Raw genomic sequence first — 18,667 nt, forward strand, 5'->3', positions numbered from 1 at the left:
CTGCATCAAAAAGCAGCAGAGTAGGTTGAACACCTGGCTCAGTTTTAGATCGGCACACCCATCAAAAGTGGCTCAGTTTTCGGTCGGCGCCAACACACCTGGTGGCCGATTCCGTGCGTGCAACCCAATTGCACGATGAGTACACCGACACGCCCGAGTACATGGCCTTGCTTCGAGGCGCCCTGCATCTCATGAAGCAAAGTCGCATCGACCTCCTGGTGGTGGGCCTGCCTGTGGCCCTGCTGCACCTCAAGAAGGCGGCGCTGGAGAAAGCGATGACGGGAACGCATGACGTTGGGGGTGGCAAGACCGTGACTGTCGTCAAGGCACTCGCTGTGGCGCAGCCTCAAGGGGCGTTGGCTCATTACGCATCGGTGCACAAGAAGATGGCCACCATCGGCAACGAGCAGAGCTTGATCATCGACCCTGGCTCACGAACCTTCGACTGGTTGGTGGCCAGGGGCATGAGGCAGGTTCAAAAGCAAAGCCATTCGTTCAACCGTGGCATGTCGGATGTGCTGCGCCTGATCGCGGCCGAGATCACCAAGGACATTGGCAGCCCTTATCGCGACCTTGATGCCATCGATCTGGCTTTGCGAACGGGCAAACAGCCGGTGATTTTCCAGAAGTCCTACGACATCACCAGATTCATGCCCATGGCTGAGGCGGTGGCGCAGCAGGCCGTGTCGGCAATGAAGCAGTACATCGAATCGCCACATAGCTTGCAGAACATCATCTTGGTCGGAGGCGGTGCCTTCCTATTCAAGAAGGCGGTGAAGGCCGCGTTCCCGAATCACAAGATCCATGAGGTCAAGGAACCCATGTTCGCCAATGTGCGGGGCTTTCAACTGGCAGGGCAGAACTATGCGCGAACGGTGATGGCCGCCCCACGGGCTGATCAAGGTGCGATGCCGTCGGGGAGCAAGCAATGAACGGCAACGCCAAGGTCAGTGGAGAGCCAATCCGGCTGGTATTTGAACTGGCGCGTGCTGATCACCCCAGGCTGTACGACGATCTGATCCAGTTCCCCAAGGGCACGAAGAGGATCAATCGACTGCGGGTGCTTGCATACGATGGCTTGCTCATTCAGAGCGGACACGTCGTTTCCATCGTGGCGTCTCGCCCAGGCGGTGATCAGCAAGGTGAGGAGGTGGGTCGTGGGGAACAGATCACCAACGATTTGTTTGGGCCGTCCATCGCGGACTGATCAGAAAGCTGTCGAAGAGGTTTCTCCGATGGGTGGCACGCAGCGCGTCAGGCGTTCTTCCTGAGGTGGTCGGCGTAGCTTGAAAATGAAGGTCTGCCTTTGCTGTTGTTCAGCTTGGCCAGACTTGTCTTGCTGATCCGCTGCTGAAGGTAGCCACATACCTCGTCGAAACTAGCAACAGATAGGAGCCGCCAGGGCGCGCCGAATTTGTGTTCAATGTTCTTGGAAATCACGCTGGGATTGAATGCTGTGGCGCGCCTTGGATCTGAGCCCGCGAACTCGTTGTAGCGGGAGATCAGGTACTGAACGTAGAGGCTGAGTTGCGCATCGGCACCAACAGTGTTTGGCGGAGGCGTGACCGTGACTGATTTGCGTGTGGTCTTGAGAACGACAGTGCCCGCTTGAATCGCTCCAGGGCTGTTGATCGCAACGTTGCCAGAGTTGTTGACCACCTCAATGCGATCCATATGGTTCAGAAGGATCTTTGCATAGACGCCATCAGTCGGTTGCTCGGGCCGACCCGCTGCACCTTCGTGAACCGACTTCATCTCCCTGAGGACGTCGGCAGAGTAAATTTCTGGCTGGGAATCAATGACTTTGTGGTGAGGGCCACACATCAAAGTCAGGTTGTTGAAAGCCTGCCGTTCTTTCTCTGTCTGATCTGGGGCGAACCTCGGCCCGCCGCTTCGCCTTGCGTGGATATGGCATATCTCGCCGGTGACGACGCCAGTGGCTTCGACCATGGGTAGGGAGCAACCAGGGAAGGTGCACAGGTTGCCAGACAGGGCGAATAAGCGCTTGACGGTTTGTTCGGTGGGCTTGCTCATCGGGCACATTGAATCATGCGAGTCTTGGCGCGCTCATTCTGATCGGGATAATGACTGTCAAGTGGTCGAAGTATCTCTGAAAATCCACTTCGCCCTGGCATCAGTGCATTCACGCTCAATCCAATATGGAAGAGGATCGCAATCAATGAGCACATGGCAAATTGACCGTAGCGGCTCGGCAAGTATGGGTTCTGGTGCGGATGTGTCTGCTGTGCCGTTGAAGTGGGCGCACGACGCAAAAACTGGTCAGCCGCGCTACATACATGATTCGGACGTCGTCAGTCGGACCGCTGCCTGCATCTGCCCAGCTTGTGATTTGCCTCTCACTCCGGTGATGGCGGGTCAGCCCTTGCGGGTGAGACCAACGGCTCATTTCCGGCATCCTGACGGCGCGCACAAAGACGACTGTTCACTGGTTGCTGCCCGCGTAGCGGCAACTCGGCACTTGTTGGAGTTGGGGGTGTTGGTGTTGCCGCGGCGACGGATGAATCGAACGGCACTTGGTTTTCTCGGGCATGGGTATGAGGTCTGGGTGGAACAACCCACCGAGCACATTTCAATCGTAAACGCGACGATGCACGACCACGCCACGGCGCTGCTGACCTTGGATGACGGGCGGCAGTTGCTGGTTGATCTGACGGGGGTGCGCGAGCCTGGGTCTGATGGACTGGGGCATGCCGTCGTGACGCTTTCGCTCTCAGATCCATCCCTTGCAATGATGGACCCGGAGGAGATCCGCGCGAGACTGCGAATTCTTCCAGATATGCACTGGTGTTCACACTGGAATGACGCCAGTCTGGCTGTTGAAGGTGACGCAGTCGCGGCCAAAGCCGCAAAGGATGCACTCGACAGTTGGGATGCGGCAGACGAAGCTGAGTTTCTGGCACAGTTGCCGAAAGACGTGGAGCCAAGCCTCGTTCCTGTTTTGAGGCGCGAGACGGTGCTGCACCGCGAGGTGAAAGCCATCCTTGAAAGTGCATCGTCCATTGCAACCCCGGGCCTGGAGGTTGTGGTGGAACGGGATCCGCCAGATGAGTTCGCCGGAGAGTGGGAGACGGCCAGCATCCGCAAGATGTGGATGACAGGGCCTCGTCAACTCGACTTTGGCGACGTTCGTCTTGAAAAAAAGGTGGCGAGCATCGTTCCCGATGTCATTGCAGATCTGAATCCAGGCAAGGTTCATGGTTGGGGCGGGACCATGACTTGGGTTGCCGGGGACTTCGACGAAGACGAAGAAGACACGTACCCCTTCACTTGGCCTGCAGCCATCCTGGTTGAGGTGACTGTGACGCATGGCATCGACGACGAGAAGTTGCGGCGCATTCGGGATCTGGACATGCCGACACTGGAGATTGACCTCGGAGCGTTGGGCGGAACGGTGACACGCGAGAATTTGCGTGACTTGGTGGTCAACCAGTTGGTCGGGAAGCGGTGGGTGCACCACCCCGTCCTGCGGACCAAGCGGCGGGTGCTTGAATCAGCGGTTGATGAACACCCGGTGACCTTGCGCTACCGCGAGCGACTCTTGGCGTTGCGCCGCCCCGCCTACCTTGCTCAACCCGCAGCGTACTGGGCCGCCAGGTACATCTCTGCGATGACGTCGTTTCATGACGCCAACGTCGGTATCAAGAGGGCAGGGCGAAAGCACGTGGGTAATGGCCCCAAGCCCCAATTCTTGGGCAACGACAGCGAACTTTGGCAGCAAGTGGAGGAAGCTTCTGAGGCGCTTGCTGCGCATGGACTGCCAGGCGCTCTTGACCGGATGATGGTGGACGAATCCGGGATGGTTACCCGCATCCTGTCGATCCAGCAGAACCGAGGCGTGGGGTATGACATGAACACGGGTTACCAAGTGCTCAACGCCATCATGCAGAGCGGGCCTGACAACAAGCGTTGGCACACCATCTACACGATGGCTGTGAAGGCCTATGGTCTAGAGGCGCATTTCACAAAGGCACAGGCTGATAGCTATGCCAGATGGAGGCAATCCATCATTGATGGGGTCGACCTTCAAGACGTGACTTACCTGCGTCCGAGCACCTACGACAAGGTGCTCGGCGTTTTGTTTCCTGAGATGGCGCGGGGCATTGCGAAGAAATATGGGTTGCAACCGGAACCTTTGTAAGTGCATCAAGCCACGCGCCGTATAGGTTGCACATTCCAGGGGCGGCCAGTTTCGCAAGCCTCGATGAAGGCCGCCCATTTTTCCAAGGCTTGACGGCGCTCGGGGATCTCCTCGCGCACATCGTAGACAGCCTCCATGCCTTTGAGCGCGTGATTGAGTGCAATCTCGGTGATGTCGTTGGGGATCCCCATGTTTCGCATATGCCCCTTTGCCGTGCTACGGGTGTCGTGAGGGGTAAAGCGCCGCACGTCGATGTCGCCGCGATCAAAGGCCCGGGTGATTGCCGCCCAAAGCGTCGTTTTTCCCACATGAGTGTCACCCACACGTTTGCGGCGTCGATCCGTTCTGGCAGGCAAAACCCAAGGGGAGTCACCGGAGAGGCACTGGAGACTTTTGAACCACTCTGCAACTGTTGGTGTGATGGGGACCAAAAAGCCTGTGCGCGTTTTGACCGATTCGGCCGGCACCCACCAAGTACCAAGTTCGAAGTCGATGTGCTCCCATCTGGCTTTGGCCAGTTCGATGGACCGAACACAGGTGGCCAGCAAGATGCGGAAGGCCAGGCCGTTTTCAACGCCAATGTCGCTGATGTCCTTCAGGAGCGCACGCAGTTCGTCCTCGGCCAGCATCACGCGCTTGCGAATGGGTGGGCGTGCGCCCATCAAAGCAGTGAGGTCAATGCCCACGCATGGGTTCACATTGATCAGGCGCTTGCCGCACGCGTGTGCGAAAAGCAATTTCGCTGAAGTGAGCAAGCGTTTGCAGATCGTCCAGGAACGTTTGCTGGACTCAATCACGTGCACGATGTCAGCAGGGGTGACGTGGCGTACTTCCATGGAGCCCAACTTGGGTCCGATAATCTTGTCCAGATCCCACTTTCGGTAGTAGACAGTTCCCTCCGCCAATGGCGGTGTGGTCAGCTTCTTTTCCTTGTAGTCCGAGATCAACTCCCGCACTGTCCAAGCCATCTGGGTCCTCATTTTCAGGACCTTCTTGTCCGCGGCAGGATCTTTGCCTTGGTCTACATCAACGCGTCGCTCACGAGCAAGCTTTCGGGCTGCAGCGAGGGTCAGGTCCGGATAGTTTCCAAGCGTGATTTCTTTGCGGCGCACACCAGAGACTCGGTAGCGCAGAACCCACGTGGCGGTTCCTGCACTCGACAAGGTGAAAGTCAAGCCATCGCCATCAGATCGCGCGATGGCGGCGCCCTTTGCGACCCAGCGTCGAATCTGTACATCGTCCAGCAAATTTCCCCGGCGTGCCATGGCTCGTCCTCCAATGGGTAGCTAGGCGCAATTTTAGTCCGCTAGCTACCCAGCTAGCTACCCATTTTTGTTGTGCTTCAGTGAGACGTGATGGGACGCTATGGGAGAAAAGCTGTTTGTTGACAACAGCTTATGGTCGTTGCGTGGGATGTGTTGAACTCCCTTGAAACGCTAATTGAACTCGCAGGTGGCGAGTTTCAAGGGAGGCCTGCGGTGTGGCGGTGTGGGTTCAGGGGGGCGTCTGGCTGCGGATCATAGGCCCGCGGCGGGTGGCGCGGCGGGTCTGAGGCGCTCGACCTCGGCCAGCAGGGTGGCCACGTTGATGGGCTTGGTGATGTAGCTGGCAAAGCCGGCAGACCGCGCCCGTGCCGCATCGCCGGGCATGGCATTGGCGGTCACGGCGAGCACTGGGATGGTGGCCGTGGCCGGGTCAGAGCGCAGGCGCGCGATGACTTCGTAGCCGTCCATCTCGGGCAGGTTGATGTCCAGCAGGATGATGTGGGGGCGCAGCTCATGGGCCATGCGCAGACCTTGCCGGGGCTCGCTGGCGCACAGGAGGTGAATGCCGGGCTGGCGGCCCAGCAGGTGGTCGATGAGCTGCAGGTTCAGCTCGTTGTCTTCGACGCACAGGACCGTGCAATCGGGGCGTTGGGCGGCTTGCGCATGCTGAAGGTGCGCGTTGCTGCCCCAGGCCGTGAGGGGGTGTTGGGGGGCGTTGCCGGGGGTGTCGCCCGGCGCACCTGAGATCACAGCGCCATCCTCGCTGCGTGGCAGCTGGACCCAGAAGGTGCTGCCCTGGCCTGGTTCGCTATCTACCCCGATGTGCCCGCCCATCATGTCCACCAGGCGCTTGGAGAGGGCCAGGCCGATGCCGGTGCCTTCGATCTGGCGATCGTCGGCGTCCAGCCGCTCGAAGGGGGTGAACAGGCGGGCCTGTTGTTCGGCGCTCAGGCCCATGCCGCTGTCCTGCACCCCCAGCCGCACGGTGTCGGCTTGCACCTCGATGTGCACGCTCAGCGCACCTCCTTGGCGGTTGTACTTGATGCCGTTGGAGAGCAGGTTGATCAGCACCTGCCGCAGCCGTGTGCGGTCGGCGCGCACCCGACTGCCTGACGGCAGGGTGGGCACCGGTGCGAGTTGGATGCCATGGGATTCGGCCAGCGGGCGGACCAGCGCCAGGGACTCTTCGACGAGTTCGGCCACGGGCACGGGCTCCAGGCTCAGCGTCATCTGGCCGGATTCGACGCGGGAGAGATCGAGGATTTCGTTGATCAGCGACAGCAGGTGCTTGCCAGCACTGAGGATGTGCCCCACCTGCCGTTGCTGCTTGGGCTCTTGCGCCGACAGCTCCAGCAACTGACCGAAGCCGAGGATGGCGTTGAGCGGCGTGCGCAGTTCGTGGCTCATGCGCGAGAGGAACTCGCTCTTGCTGTCGTTGGCGCGCTCGGCTTCGTTCTTGGCGCCGAGCAACTCTGCGGTGCGGCTTTGCACGCGCTGCTCCAGGGCTTCGTTGAGTTGCTGGAGGCTGACGGTGGCTTCCTTGCGCTCGGTGATGTCCCGGGAGATCAGCAGGAAGGTCGGGCTGCCATGGTCTGGCGCGGTCTTGCGCGCCACCGAAACCTCGAACCAGCGTTGCCCGGCTGGCACCTGCAATGCAAATTCGCGGCCCCACACGGCGCCTGACACCGCCGCATCGTCGAGGGCCTGCTGGATGGCCTGTGCGGCATCGGCGGGCATGACCTCATGCACGGTCCGGCCCAGCAGCGACTGCGGGGCTTGAACGACCAACTCCGGACGCACCGCCAGCACACGCAGGTAGCGGCCGCGGGCGTCGAGCTCGAACAGCAGGTCGGGGATGGCGTGCCAGGTGGCCGACAACTCCTGGCGCAAAGCCTCCAGGCCTCCGGCGAGCTGGTCGATTTCGAGGAAGCCGCCGCGTGGCACGGGCACCGACAGGTCGCTGGCGCGCAAGGCCTTGGCGGCGGCGTCCAGGCGTGCCAGCGGTTGCGTCACATGGCGGCCCAGCCACCAGGCCATCAGCAGGAACACGGCCAGCAGACCGGCCAGTTCCGGCAGGCGCGCTTGCACCTCGCTGCGTGTGGCGGCCGCGCGCTGTTCACGCAAGTCGTAGGCGACATAGACCAGGCCACGCCGTGAGCTGCGAAGTTCGTCGTTTTGCAGGGGCAGCTCGAAAGATTGCACGGCGTCCATGCGGCTGCCGTCGGGCTGCATGTGCCATTGCGGCATGCGGCTGTGCGTGGCCTGCTGCAGCCGCTCGCCGACCAGCTCTGGGGCGACCTCCTTGAGGCTGCGGCCTCGCCAGGCGGCACGCTGGGCGTTCAGCACGGTGCCGCGCTCGTCGAGCAGCAGCACCCTGTGCACCTGGGGACGGCTGGCGATCTGCGCCACTTCTGCGGCCACCAGCGACGATGTGGATCCCATGCCCTCGCTGGTCAGCCGCACGAGCCGCGAGACGTCGGCCAGCACAGAGAGCCGCGCTTCCTCCGTGAGGTGCCGCTGCTGCTGTTGCAGGCTGAGGACCACCGAAACCGCGCCGGTGAGCAGCATCAGGGCCAGCAAGGCCAGCGGCAAAAACACGCGCAAGGATCGGATGTTCATGCGGCCTCGGGCAGGAAGCGGGGGTCACAGAGGGTGGCCGTGTCGGGCAGGCGCTGCAGCAGCTTGGCATGCACCATGAGTTGCCCGACCGAGCGTGCCGAGGCGCTCAGCCCCGGGTTCTGGCCAGCCAGCCAACCTCGGTTCGCTGCCGCATCGGCCAGGCGGATGCCGCTGAAAGCCGCCAGCACGGCATCGGGTGCGATCTGTTGGTGCTGGGCCAGCAGGCGGGCGGCGTTGGCGGGGTTGCTGCGCAGGTGTTGCAGAGCCTGGAAATGGCCATCGAGCAGCTGACGGAGTTGTTCGCCCTGGTGGGGGGTGATCTGTGCGGACACCGCCAGCACATCGACGATCAGGCCGGGCAAGCGGCTGCTGTCCAGCAGGGGGCGGGCGCCGAGGGCACGCAGACGCGAGGCCATGGGCTCGAAGGTGATGACGGCGTCAACGCGCTGGGCGGTGTAGGCGGCGACGTGCTGGTCGGCCGTCAGGGGGACTTTGACCACGTCGGTGGGATGGAGCTGCGCTGCTTCGAGCGCCCGCGACAGCATCAAGGCGCCCACGCCGGTGGCCTCCACCCCGATGCGCTTGCCGCGCAACGCGGTCAGCGAGTCGATGTCCTGGCGGGCCATCAGGACATCTGCGCCGGCAGATTCGTCGAACACCAGCGCAGCGCGCACGTCCAGCCCGCCCTCGCGGGCCAGCAGCAATTCGTCGAGGGTGAGGGCGGCAGCGGCCACTTCGCCGTTGACCAGCGCCATCATGCTGGCGGTGTTGGAGGGGAATTCCAGCAGCCGCACCGCGGATTCGGGCACATGACCCAGGTCTTGCGCCAGAAAGAACGGCGCGTAGCCGATCCAGCCGTTGAGGGCCACGCGCAAGGCGGGCGCGGCGGCGGTGCAAGCGGCCAGTCCGCCCAGTGGTGTCAACCACCGGCAACCGGCCCCGGCGCCTCCCAGCAACAGGTCTCGTCGATTCATGTGTCGCGCTTTGCCCTCCCGGTCGCGGCAAGCGCGCTGTGGGCCCTGTTTGTTCACATGGCGTGATTGTTACACCCCCGGTGGGGTTTTTCCATGTCGGTTGGCACTGAGAAATGGCGGCACACAACCCTTTTGCGCAAAAGGGCATCCGGCCAGGCATCCGACGCGGCTTGGGCTGCGTACAGGAAGCAAGCGGTGCCGTGTTGCAGCCGCCTTAGCCCACACACAAAAGGACCCACCATGCCGACGATGATCCGTTTTGCCACCCGCACCGCCCTTGCTGCGGCAGCCGTCGCCACTTGCGCGGCGTTGTCCCCTGCCTGGGCCTCCAGCCACCGTGAGGCGCCGTTCATCACCACCAGCCCGAAGGTCGATGGCACGGACTTCTACATGTTCATGAGCTACGAGTCGGGCCGCACCGATTACGTCACGCTGATTGCCAACTACCAGCCGCTGCAAGACGCCTACGGTGGCCCCAACTACTTCAAGCTCGATCCGAACGCGCTGTACGAAATCCACATCGACAACAACGGTGACGCGGTGGAGGACCTGACCTTCCAGTTCCGCTTCAACAACACCTTGGCCAACGCAGGCAAGGGCGTGGAGTTGAACATCGGTGGTTCGATGGTGGCCATCCCGCTGACGCAGGCCGGTGCGGTGACATCGGTGTCGGATGCCAACCTCAACGTCGCGGAAACCTACGGCGTGACCGTGGTGCGCGGTGACCGCCGCAAGGGCAGCCGCGGCGCGCTGAGCAAGGCCTCGGGCGGCGCCACCACCTTCCAGAAGCCGGTGGACTACATCGGCGACAAGACCTTGGGCGACTCGGCTGCGTACGAGGCCTACGCAGCGCAGCACGTGCACGCGGTCAACATCCCCGGCTGCGCGATGCCGGCCAAGGTCTTCGTCGGCCAGCGTCAGGAGGGCTTTGCCGTCAACCTCGGCCCGATCTTCGACCTGGTCAACGCCACGCCGGGCCAGATCCTGGACCCCTCGCTGAAAAACGCCTTCGCCGCCAACTCCATCCAGGACAAGAACGTCACGACGATGGCCCTGGAGGTGCACAAGTCCTGTCTGACCGCCGGATCGGACACGGTGGTGGGCGGCTGGACCACGGCCAGCGTGCGCCAGGCCCGCCTGATGGCCGCGGCCCCGGCCTCCGGCTACCAGACCTCATCCAAGGACGGTGGCGCCTGGGTGCAGGTCTCGCGCCTGGGCAACCCGCTGGTCAACGAGGTCGTCATCGGCCTGCGCGACAAGGACAAGTTCAACACCTCCAAGCCCAAGGACGACCTGCAGTTCGCGACCTATGTGACGAACCCGACGTTGCCCGCGCTGCTGGGCCTGGTCCTGGCGGGTGACACGGCCGCGCTGGCGCCCACCAACTTCCCGCGCACCGACCTGGTTGCCACCTTCCTGACGGGCATCAACGGCCTGAACCGCCCCGCCGCGCTGTCGTCGCCCTCGGACCAGCTGCGCCTGAACACCGGCGTGCCCGCCGTGGCCCTGGCCAACCAGAACCGCCTGGGCGCTGCTGGCTCCATCCTGGCTGCAGGCTCGGTGTCGGGTGCAGCTGACTTGGCGGGCTTCCCCAACGGCCGCCGCCCCAAGGACGACGTGGTGGACATCGCCCTGGTGGCCACCATCGGCGGCCTGTGCGCCATCAACGAAGGCATCGACCTGGGCTTGAGCTCGGTGGTGGTGCCCAAGGTCGGTACGCTGACCTCGACCTGCACGACCGCTTCGCTGACGACCCTGGCCAAGGCAACGGCCCCCAACGGCCTGCCCAACGCCGCCAACGTCCACGACGGCGCCGACCAGGCCGCGGTGACCTTCCTCACCCGCTTCCCGTACCTGAACACGCCGAACTCCGGCTCGACCCCCCAGCAGTGAGGTGATGACCATGATGCGCATTGAAGTGTTCCGTCGCACGCCCGCCTGGCTGCCTGTGCTGGCCCTGGGTTTGCTCAGCGCTTGCGGCGGTGGCGGTGACAACGTCAAGCCGGTGACGGCGACCGTGGATGTGACGACCCAGGTGCCTGCAGCCGCAGCCACCGAAGCCGCCGCAGCCACGTCCTATGTCGCGGCCTTGTCCAGCGAGCCAGAGGCCAAGACCGACGTCCTGGAACCTGTGGCCGTGCCTGACATGCTGGCGACAGACGACACGGCCGAGCCCACCTGAGCCTGGGCTTTGGGCCAGGTGGGGCAACCCCCTGGCCCTCGCATGCCCCGCAGGGGGCCTTTTTTTCGACCCGAACGGACGATGCCCATGCACCGATGCTTGTTGGATGTGCGCCCCGCCTCATGGCGATCGATGGCGCTGGCGTGGGCCGCAGGCTGCGTGCTGCTGAGCGGTGTGGCGCAGGCCGCCGGTCCGTGGGTTCCCGCCCGCGACAACGAGGTGGTCGAGGTGCTGCGCGAGCGTTCCTTGACTGCGCAAGAGAAGGTCTGGCGCGCACTGCGTGCCCAGGCCCGCGCCCAGCCTGGCGACGTGACGCTCGCTGTGGCGGTGGCCTCTCAGGCCATCCAGTGGTCGCGCCAGGATGGCGACCCGCGTTGGTTGGGGCAGGCGCAGGCTGCGCTCGGACACTGGTGGACCCAGGCCACGCCGCCGCCCGAAGTGCGCCTGCTGCGCGCCACGGTGCTGCAAAGCACCCACGATTTCGATGCCGCCCTGCGCGACCTGCGGGCCTTGGCGCAGCTGCCTGCCACTGCCTTGCTGCCGGCGCAGCGCGCACAAGCCTGGTTGACGCTGGCGTCGGTGCTGCAGGTGACGGCCCAGTACGACGAGGCCCAGCGCGCGTGCGAGGCGCTGGCGCAGGTGCCACATCCAGTGCCATCGCCCTGGCTGTCGCAAGCCTGCAGCCTGGAGTTGCGCAGCCACCGCGGCGAAGCCGACGCGGCACAGCGCGGGCTGACGCAGCTTGCGCAGCAGGCACCGCGCGAGTGGTCGGGCCTGGTTCAGCTGATCCGGGCCGAACTGGCCGAGCGCCTGAGCCAGCCCGACCAGGCTGCGTTGTTGTACCAGGCGCTGCTGTTGCGCCAGAGCGATGCCTACACCGAAGGCGCTTATGCCGATTTGTTGCTCGACCAGGGGCGTGCGGCCGAGGTGCTCTCCCTGCTCAAGGGCCGGGAGCGCAATGACGCGCTGCTGCTGCGCCTGGCCGAGGCCGGTGCGGCGGTGAACGACCCCGCCAACGCCCAGCGCGTGGCCGCCTTGCGTGCCCGCTTTGCTGCCGCCCGTGAGCGGGGTGACAGCGTCCACCGGCGCGAAGAAGCCCGCTTCACCCTGCGCCTGCTGCGTCAGCCTGCCCAGGCCCTCCAGCTGGCGCAGCGCAACTGGGCGGTTCAGAAAGAACCGGCCGATGCCCGCATCCTGCTGGAGGCCGCCCGCGCGGCAGGCGTTGCGCAGCCTGTCACCGACATGCGCGCCTTCATGCAGCGCTGGGGCTGGACCGACCGCCGCCTGGAGGTGCTGCTGTGATGTGGCGCGTCTTCACGGCCTTTGCCGTGCTCCTTCTGGCCTGGGCCATCCCGCTGACGGCGCAAGCCCACAAACCCAGCGACAGCTACCTCAAGCTGACGGTGAGCGAAGCAGGCCGCGTGGGTGTGGACTGGCACGTGGCCCTGCGTGACCTCGACAACGAACTCGCGCTGGACGCCAACGACGATGGCCGCCTCACCTGGGGCGAGGTTCGCAGCCGGTGGGCCGACATGCGCCGTTTCGTGCAGGCCCACTTGCGCCTGGTGCACGGTGGCGAGGCCTGCCTGCCCTTGCCGGACGACGCCAAAGCCAACCCACCAGCGTTGATCGAGCACACCGACGGGCGCTACGCCGTGTTCGCGTGGTCTCAGCAATGCGAGGTGGCGCCGGGCAGCCCCTGGACGGGCGTGACGCTGGCCTACAGCCTGTTCGCGCTGACCGACCCGACCCACCGCGGCATCGTGCGCTGGCGCTTGCAGACGGCAGGCGGTGCGCCCCAGGAGATGGGCGTGGTGGTGATGGGTGCCAACCGGGCCAGCCATGCGCAGACCTGGCTTGCGCTGGCCCAGGCCGATGTGGCGGCGCCAGGTGGCAAGCCGGTGCCTGCTTCCGTGGACGCCCCCTCGGACGCCCAGCCTGGCGCCAAGGTCGCTTCAGCCCCTGCGATCGGTGTGGCCGCAGGCCCGCAGGCGGCTTCGTCCCGCGGTCTGTCGGCGTGGGATCAGGTCCAGCGCACCGTGCGCGATGGCATCGAGCACATCTCGGCAGGCACCGACCACATCCTGTTCCTGGTCCTGCTGTTGTTGGTGGCGGTGTGGCAGCGCCAGGCCACGCCCGACACGCGCAACCATGGGCGCCGGCCCATGGCCGATTGGTCGCCGCGTGGCCACTGGCGTGGCGCTTTGGGCGAAGTTTTGCGCCTGGTCACGGCATTCACGGTGGCGCACTCCATCACCTTGGGGCTGGCCGCGTTCGGCGTGCTCTCACCACCCTCGCGCTGGGTGGAGTCGCTGATCGCGCTCAGTGTGTTGGTGGCGGCGGTGGACAATCTCTGGCCGGTCTTGCGTGCACCGCGCTGGGCCGTGGTGTTCGGCTTTGGCCTGGTTCATGGCTTCGGCTTCGCAGGTGCGATGCAGGACTTGGGTTTGTCCGCCCAAGATCTCGCCTGGCCGCTGCTGGGCTTCAACCTCGGTGTCGAGTTGGGGCAGCTGGCACTGGTGGCCGCGGTGTTGCCCTTGTGCTTCGCCTTGCGCCGCACCGCCTTCTACCGCCTGGGCGTGGTGCTGCCGGGCTCGGTGGCCATCGGGCTGATGGCCTTGGTGTGGCTGGTCGAGCGCAGCACCGACCGCGTCATCCTGGGCTGGGGTGGCGGCTGAACGTTGCCACGCGGAAAGTTCAGAAGCCGTAGGTGACGCCGGCATTGGCCAGCCGCACAGCGCTCGTGGTGGTGCCGCCCGAGCCATTGCCCAGCTTGGCGCGGGTCATGTCGAGACCGACGTCGAGCGACACGTTCTTGTGCAGCGCGTATTGCAGGCCCAGACCCAGATAAGGCTGGATTGACGTGCGGGCATCGGACGCGATGACCATGCCATCGGCGCGCTGGTCCAGCGAACTGCGCACACGGGCCAGGCCCAGGCGGGCGATGCCATTCAGGTCTTTCGCCAGGGGCAGGCGCAAAGCCACATTGGCCGCCAGCGCGCGTGACCTCAGCGTGCCTTCAAGCTGGAAGCCGTCTTGCGTGCCGGAGGAGACGCTCCTGCCGAAGTCGATGTAAGCCAACTCGCCTGCGATCATCGGGTTGTAGCGGTAGCCGCCGAAGAACTTGACGCCCACGTCGGACTTGTCGCAGCGGCTCAAGCCCGCGCAGTTCAGCTTGTAGCTGGACGGGCCTGCGCTCAGGCCGACGTAACTTTCAGCGGCAGCTGTGCCGGCCAGGGTTGCCCAGAGGGTTGCCGCCACACCGAACGCGATGTACTTCTTCATGCCAAGGTCCTGAAAATGAGGGAACAAAGGGCATGGTAGGCAGCGCTTCGGTGCTTGCAAAGGCAAGACCTTGCGACACCAGGCAGCATGCACAGCCTGTGCATCCGCTTGGCTGGGGCCTGCGTACATGCGGGCCTCAGCGACGCCGGTAGGTGGCGAAGGCGAAAGGGCATTCGCCCGGCGCCTGCGCGGTGTGAGCCTCGCGCTCCACCTCGGTGAAGGCGCTGCGGTCCCAGTCGGGGAAGAAGGTGTCGGCCTCGAAATCGGCATCGACCTCGGTCAGCACGAGCTCATCGGCGCAGGGCAGGGCCTCGGCATAGAGCTGACCGCCGCCCATCACGAAGGCCTTGGGCGCATCGGCCACCAACGCCAGGGCCTCGGCCAGCGAGTGCACGACCTCGGCGCCAGGCGCTTGCCAGGCGGTGTTGCGCGTGACGACGATGTTGCGCCGGCCAGGCAGGGGGCGAAAGCGCTCGGGCAGGGAGTCCCAGGTGCGCCGCCCCATGACGACGGGGCAGCCCAGGGTGGCGGCGCGGAAGTGCTTCTGGTCGCGGCTGTCGTGCCACAGCAGGTCGTTGTCGCGGCCGATGGCACCGCGGCGTGCCACAGCAGCGATCAGGCTCAGGCAGGCGGGCTTCTTCATCGGTGTCGGCATCAGACGGCCACCGGCGCCTTGATGGCCGGGTGGTGCTGGTAATCGCGCACTTCGAAGTCTTCGAAGGCGTAATCGAAGATCGAGTCTGGTTTGCGCTGGATGTGCAGCACCGGGTAAGGGTGGGGCGTGCGGCTGAGCTGCAGCTCGACCTGCTCGGTGTGGTTGCTGTAGATGTGGCAGTCGCCGCCGGTCCAGACGAAATCGCCCACGTCGAGGTCGCACTGCTGCGCCAGCATGTGCGTCAGCAGCGCGTAGGACGCGATGTTGAAGGGCACGCCCAGGAAGATGTCGGCGCTGCGCTGGTAGAGCTGGCAGCTGAGTTTGCCCTTGCCGCCTTCGCTCGTGGCCGGTGCCACGTAGAACTGGAAGAAGGCGTGGCAGGGCGGCAGCGCCATCTGGTCGATCAGGCCCGGGTTCCAGGCGCTGACAATGATGCGGCGCGAGTCCGGCGTCTGCTTGAGCTGCTTGACGACCTCGCTGATCTGATCCACGTGGCCGCCATCCGGCTTGGGCCAGTTGCGCCACTGCACGCCATAAACGGGGCCGAGAGAGCCATCTTCGCGCGCCCACTCGTCCCAGATCGTCACGCCGTGGTCGTGGAGGTACTTGACGTTGTCATCACCGCGCAGGAACCACAGCAATTCCACGATGATGGATTTCAGGTGCACCTTCTTGGTGGTGACCAACGGGAAGCCCTCGGACAAATCAAACCGCATCTGGTGGCCGAACACGCTCTTCGTGCCGGTGCCGGTGCGGTCGGTCTTGAGCACGCCCGTGCTGTGCACGTGGCGCATGAAATCTTCGTACTGGCTGCGCACGGGGCGCGGCGCGAGGGGGGCGGTCGTCATGGGCGCATTTTAGGCGCTCGGCCAGTTCCTCAGGGTGGGGTGGACGCCAGCCGCAGCAGGCGCTCGTAGAACTGGATCATCTGGACGTGGTTGGCCACGCTGATGCGCTCGTTGCTGCCGTGGAAGCGCGGCATGTCGGGCGAAGTGGCGTGGATGGGCGCGAAGCGCAGCACTTCGTCGGCCACGTCGGTGAAGTGGCGCGAGTCCGTGCCGCCGACCAGCAAGCCCGGCGCGACCACCACACCGGGCTGCAACTCCCGCAGCGCGCGCGACACCCACTTCAGCCCAAGCCCATCGCGCGGTGACACGGGCGAGGGCTCGGTGAACTCCTGGCCGACTTCCGCCGTGACGGGCAACTCGCCCAGCACGCGGCGCACATGGGCCAGCACATCGGCGCTGCGGTCGCCAGGCAGCAAACGGAAATTGACGCTGGCCTGGGCCACGCCGGGCAGGACGTTGTCGCGCTCACCGGCGCGGAACACAGTGGCCACGCCCGTGCTGCGCAGCATGGCGTTGCCGGCGGGCAGTTTTTCCAGTTGGCGCTCCACCAGGGGCGAGGTCAGCCACAGGTTGCTCAGCACCCAGCGCATGGCGCCGTCGGCTTCCGGTGCGACGGCTTCGAAGGTGGCACGCGGCAGGCCACCGAAGTGCGTGGGCATGGGGTGCGCCTCGACGCGGGCCACGGCCTCACCCAGGATGCCGATGGCGCTGCGCGGTGGCGGCATGCTGCTGTGGCCGCCTGCGCCCTTCGCTGTGAGTTTGACCGTCACGTAGCCCTTCTCCGCCAGACCCACCAGGGCCACCGGCTTGCTCACGCCGGGCACCATGCCGTGCGTGATCAAGAGGCCCTCGTCCAGCACCAGCCCCAGCCTGACGCCTTGGGCCTTGAACTGTGCGGCGATGCGGGCCGCGCCATCGGCACCGCCCACTTCCTCATCGGCACCGAACACCAGATAGACGGTCTGGCGGGGCTGGAAGCCCGCCTTCAACAGCGACTCCACCGCCTCCAGGATGGCCATCAGGCCGGCCTTGTCGTCCCAGGCGCCGCGCCCCCACACGAAGCCGTCCTTGATCTGTCCACCGAAGGGCGGGGCGGTCCATTGCGACTCGGTGCCCGGCGCCACTGGCACGACATCCTGGTGGGCCATCAGCGCGATGGGTTGGGCTTTCGGGTCGCTGCCGGGCCAGGTGAAGAGCAGGGCGTGCCGGCCCACCTCGGTGCGCTGCAATCGGGCATGGACGGTGGGGAAACTGCTGGCCAAGTGACGGTGCAGGTCGCGGAAAGCGTCTGCATGTGCATCGTCGGCATCGGCCAGGGTGGCTTGCTGCACGGCCAGGCTCAGGCGCTGTGCGGCGGCCTGGGCGTCCACAGTCACGCCTGCACGGGGCGTCACCGCTTCTTGCGCACGCCCGAGCCGCCAGGTGTGCCAGGCCATCGTGGCCACCAGCGCCAGCACCGCCATGGCCAGGGTGGCCAGCAGGCGCCCGAGGATGCGACCTCGGCGTGCGTTCGGTGCAGGTGCACGTTGTGTGGGCGTGCGCGGCGTGGGCGTGCGTGCGGGTACGGGGGGGTGGCTTGGCGCTGGCATGGTGGGTCCCTTGGGTGGTCGCGCTGCTTGTGGCGCAGCGTTTGATCCGTGTGCGGTGCGCCAGCGGCGGCGGGCAGTGGCCTCGCTCGATGGCCCGTGCCATTGTGCCGGCACCCTGCGCGACCCGACCGACCCCGAGGGGGTGTCTCACGCCGGCAGGCGGTACACCAGCACCTTGAGCGAGCGCTCGGGCGACACGTCGGCGAACACCGCCGGGTTGGCCACCCGTTCGACGAAGACCAGTTCGGGCGCCACGGCCTGCATCTGGTCCTGCAGGAAGGCCATGCCGAGCTCCGGCGCGTTCAGGCACAGCAGCGCATGGCCGCCGGGCGCGAGCAGCTCCGGCAAGCGGCGCATCAGGCGGGCGTAATCCTTGGTCGCCACGAAGCTGCCCTTCTGGTAGCTCGGCGGGTCCACGATGATCAGGTCGTAAGGCCCGGGTCTGCCCACCTTGCCCCAGGACTTGAAGATGTCGTGCACCAGGAAGCTGGCGCCGGCGGCCACCCCGTTGAGGTGGTGGTTTTGCTGCCCGATGCCCATGGCGCCATGGCTCATGTCCACATTGACGACCTGGCGCGCGCCGGCTTGCAGGGCCACCACGGAAAACGCGCAGGTGTAGGCGAACAGGTTGAGCACCTTCAGCCGCTCCCGCCGCGGGTGGGCCGCGACATGCTCGGCGACCCAGCGCCGCCCCTCGGCCATGTCCAGGAACAGGCCATGGTTCTGACCCCGCAGCACGTGCACCTTGAACCGTGCGCCCTCGGCACTCACCACATGGGGATCCGGCACCTCGCCGGCCATCAGGCGCGTCTCGGTGCGGCCTTCGTGCCGGCACTGGTACACCCAGCTCAAGGGCTGCTGCGGCGCCAGCTGCTGCCAGCGCTCGGACAGCGCGGCGTGGATGGCGGCCAATTCATCGTCAGACGTGGGCTGGAAGGAGGTCAGCACCCACACCGGCGGGTAGGCGTCCAGCGACCACTGCTCGCAGCCCGGGTGCATGCCGCCCCGGCCGTGGAAGATGCGTTGGGCCTCGGTGGGCAGGGCCGTCTGGGCGATGGCGTCGAGCAGGGCTTGCATGGTGGCGTGAGGCG

At 65.3% G+C, this 18,667-nt stretch carries 16 protein-coding genes; 7 read left to right on the top strand and 9 right to left on the bottom strand.

Annotated features, from left to right (window positions below):
• Positions 1 to 101: 101 nt before the first annotated feature.
• Both EV672_RS10960 and EV672_RS10965 read left to right on the top strand, forming a co-directional pair.
• Positions 102 to 932, top strand: a complete 831-nt coding sequence (locus EV672_RS10960) for a PRTRC system protein D (protein WP_243738636.1) — start codon at positions 102 to 104, stop codon at positions 930 to 932.
• Positions 929 to 1,207: a hypothetical protein gene (locus EV672_RS10965; protein WP_133609156.1), complete on the top strand. Its 279-nt coding sequence runs from the start codon at positions 929 to 931 to the stop codon at positions 1,205 to 1,207. The genes EV672_RS10960 and EV672_RS10965 overlap by 4 nt, the downstream gene beginning before the upstream one ends.
• Before the next feature lie 47 nt (positions 1,208 to 1,254).
• Here the strand turns inward: EV672_RS10965 and EV672_RS10970 are convergent, their stop codons facing one another.
• Complete coding sequence (locus EV672_RS10970) at positions 1,255 to 2,034, bottom strand: HNH endonuclease (RefSeq protein WP_133609158.1); 780 nt, start codon at positions 2,032 to 2,034, stop codon at positions 1,255 to 1,257.
• 61 nt (positions 2,035 to 2,095) lie between these two features.
• Here EV672_RS10970 and EV672_RS10975 point away from each other — a divergent pair, with 61 nt between their 5' ends.
• Entirely contained in the window at positions 2,096 to 4,159 is a 2,064-nt protein-coding gene (locus EV672_RS10975) for a hypothetical protein (RefSeq protein ID WP_133609160.1), read from the top strand.
• Between the two features lie 5 nt (positions 4,160 to 4,164).
• On the opposite strand, the gene EV672_RS10980 is transcribed toward EV672_RS10975, so the two are convergent.
• The 3 genes from EV672_RS10980 to EV672_RS10990 all read right to left on the bottom strand — a co-directional run bounded on the left by EV672_RS10980 (position 4,165) and on the right by EV672_RS10990 (position 9,017).
• Entirely contained in the window at positions 4,165 to 5,424 is a 1,260-nt protein-coding gene (locus EV672_RS10980; protein WP_133609162.1) for a tyrosine-type recombinase/integrase, read from the bottom strand.
• 252 nt (positions 5,425 to 5,676) lie between these two features.
• On the bottom strand, positions 5,677 to 8,043 hold the full coding sequence (locus EV672_RS10985; protein ID WP_133609164.1) for an ATP-binding protein: 2,367 nt from the start codon (positions 8,041 to 8,043) through the stop codon (positions 5,677 to 5,679).
• A complete protein-coding gene (locus tag EV672_RS10990) occupies positions 8,040 to 9,017 on the bottom strand; it encodes an ABC transporter substrate-binding protein (RefSeq protein WP_133609166.1) in 978 nt (325 codons plus the stop codon). The genes EV672_RS10985 and EV672_RS10990 overlap by 4 nt, the downstream gene beginning before the upstream one ends.
• Before the next feature lie 249 nt (positions 9,018 to 9,266).
• On the opposite strand from EV672_RS10990, the gene EV672_RS10995 reads away from it, so the two are divergent.
• The 4 genes from EV672_RS10995 to EV672_RS11010 all read left to right on the top strand — a co-directional run bounded on the left by EV672_RS10995 (position 9,267) and on the right by EV672_RS11010 (position 13,877).
• Positions 9,267 to 10,910: a DUF4331 domain-containing protein gene (locus EV672_RS10995; RefSeq protein WP_133609564.1), complete on the top strand. Its 1,644-nt coding sequence runs from the start codon at positions 9,267 to 9,269 to the stop codon at positions 10,908 to 10,910.
• Between the two features lie 10 nt (positions 10,911 to 10,920).
• Entirely contained in the window at positions 10,921 to 11,199 is a 279-nt protein-coding gene (locus tag EV672_RS11000) for a hypothetical protein (RefSeq protein WP_133609168.1), read from the top strand.
• Between the two features lie 87 nt (positions 11,200 to 11,286).
• On the top strand, positions 11,287 to 12,501 hold the full coding sequence (locus EV672_RS11005) for a hypothetical protein (protein WP_133609170.1): 1,215 nt from the start codon (positions 11,287 to 11,289) through the stop codon (positions 12,499 to 12,501).
• Positions 12,501 to 13,877, top strand: coding sequence for a HupE/UreJ family protein (locus EV672_RS11010; RefSeq protein ID WP_133609172.1), 1,377 nt, complete (start codon positions 12,501 to 12,503; stop codon positions 13,875 to 13,877). Before EV672_RS11005 ends, EV672_RS11010 begins: the two co-directional genes overlap by 1 nt.
• A 19-nt stretch (positions 13,878 to 13,896) precedes the next feature.
• Here the strand turns inward: EV672_RS11010 and EV672_RS11015 are convergent, their stop codons facing one another.
• The 5 genes from EV672_RS11015 to EV672_RS11035 all read right to left on the bottom strand — a co-directional run bounded on the left by EV672_RS11015 (position 13,897) and on the right by EV672_RS11035 (position 18,653).
• Positions 13,897 to 14,484, bottom strand: coding sequence for an outer membrane beta-barrel protein (locus tag EV672_RS11015; protein WP_166643546.1), 588 nt, complete (start codon positions 14,482 to 14,484; stop codon positions 13,897 to 13,899).
• 136 nt (positions 14,485 to 14,620) lie between these two features.
• Entirely contained in the window at positions 14,621 to 15,139 is a 519-nt protein-coding gene (locus tag EV672_RS11020) for a dihydrofolate reductase (protein ID WP_243738637.1), read from the bottom strand.
• Complete coding sequence (locus tag EV672_RS11025) at positions 15,139 to 15,987, bottom strand: thymidylate synthase (RefSeq protein WP_133609176.1); 849 nt, start codon at positions 15,985 to 15,987, stop codon at positions 15,139 to 15,141. Before EV672_RS11025 ends, EV672_RS11020 begins: the two co-directional genes overlap by 1 nt.
• A gap of 29 nt (positions 15,988 to 16,016) precedes the next feature.
• Positions 16,017 to 17,576, bottom strand: a complete 1,560-nt coding sequence (locus EV672_RS11030) for a M20 family peptidase (protein WP_279536184.1) — start codon at positions 17,574 to 17,576, stop codon at positions 16,017 to 16,019.
• A gap of 147 nt (positions 17,577 to 17,723) precedes the next feature.
• On the bottom strand, positions 17,724 to 18,653 hold the full coding sequence (locus tag EV672_RS11035; RefSeq protein WP_133609178.1) for a class I SAM-dependent methyltransferase: 930 nt from the start codon (positions 18,651 to 18,653) through the stop codon (positions 17,724 to 17,726).
• Positions 18,654 to 18,667 lie beyond the last annotated feature (14 nt).

The sequence above is a fragment of the Aquabacterium commune genome, assembly GCF_004362855.1.
Lineage (GTDB): Bacteria > Pseudomonadota > Gammaproteobacteria > Burkholderiales > Burkholderiaceae_C > Aquabacterium > Aquabacterium commune.

Coding starts and splice junctions, on each gene's coding strand:
- EV672_RS10965 (WP_133609156.1), top strand. CDS start 929: ATGAACGGCAACGCCAAGGTCAGTGGAGAGCCAATCCGGCTGGTATTT.
- EV672_RS10970 (WP_133609158.1), bottom strand. CDS start 2,034: ATGAGCAAGCCCACCGAACAAACCGTCAAGCGCTTATTCGCCCTGTCT.
- EV672_RS10980 (WP_133609162.1), bottom strand. CDS start 5,424: ATGGCACGCCGGGGAAATTTGCTGGACGATGTACAGATTCGACGCTGG.
- EV672_RS10985 (WP_133609164.1), bottom strand. CDS start 8,043: ATGAACATCCGATCCTTGCGCGTGTTTTTGCCGCTGGCCTTGCTGGCC.
- EV672_RS10990 (WP_133609166.1), bottom strand. CDS start 9,017: ATGAATCGACGAGACCTGTTGCTGGGAGGCGCCGGGGCCGGTTGCCGG.
- EV672_RS10995 (WP_133609564.1), top strand. CDS start 9,267: ATGATCCGTTTTGCCACCCGCACCGCCCTTGCTGCGGCAGCCGTCGCC.
- EV672_RS11000 (WP_133609168.1), top strand. CDS start 10,921: ATGATGCGCATTGAAGTGTTCCGTCGCACGCCCGCCTGGCTGCCTGTG.
- EV672_RS11005 (WP_133609170.1), top strand. CDS start 11,287: ATGCACCGATGCTTGTTGGATGTGCGCCCCGCCTCATGGCGATCGATG.
- EV672_RS11010 (WP_133609172.1), top strand. CDS start 12,501: ATGTGGCGCGTCTTCACGGCCTTTGCCGTGCTCCTTCTGGCCTGGGCC.
- EV672_RS11015 (WP_166643546.1), bottom strand. CDS start 14,484: ATGAAGAAGTACATCGCGTTCGGTGTGGCGGCAACCCTCTGGGCAACC.
- EV672_RS11020 (WP_243738637.1), bottom strand. CDS start 15,139: ATGCCGACACCGATGAAGAAGCCCGCCTGCCTGAGCCTGATCGCTGCT.
- EV672_RS11025 (WP_133609176.1), bottom strand. CDS start 15,987: ATGACGACCGCCCCCCTCGCGCCGCGCCCCGTGCGCAGCCAGTACGAA.
- EV672_RS11030 (WP_279536184.1), bottom strand. CDS start 17,576: ATGCCAGCGCCAAGCCACCCCCCCGTACCCGCACGCACGCCCACGCCG.
- EV672_RS11035 (WP_133609178.1), bottom strand. CDS start 18,653: ATGCAAGCCCTGCTCGACGCCATCGCCCAGACGGCCCTGCCCACCGAG.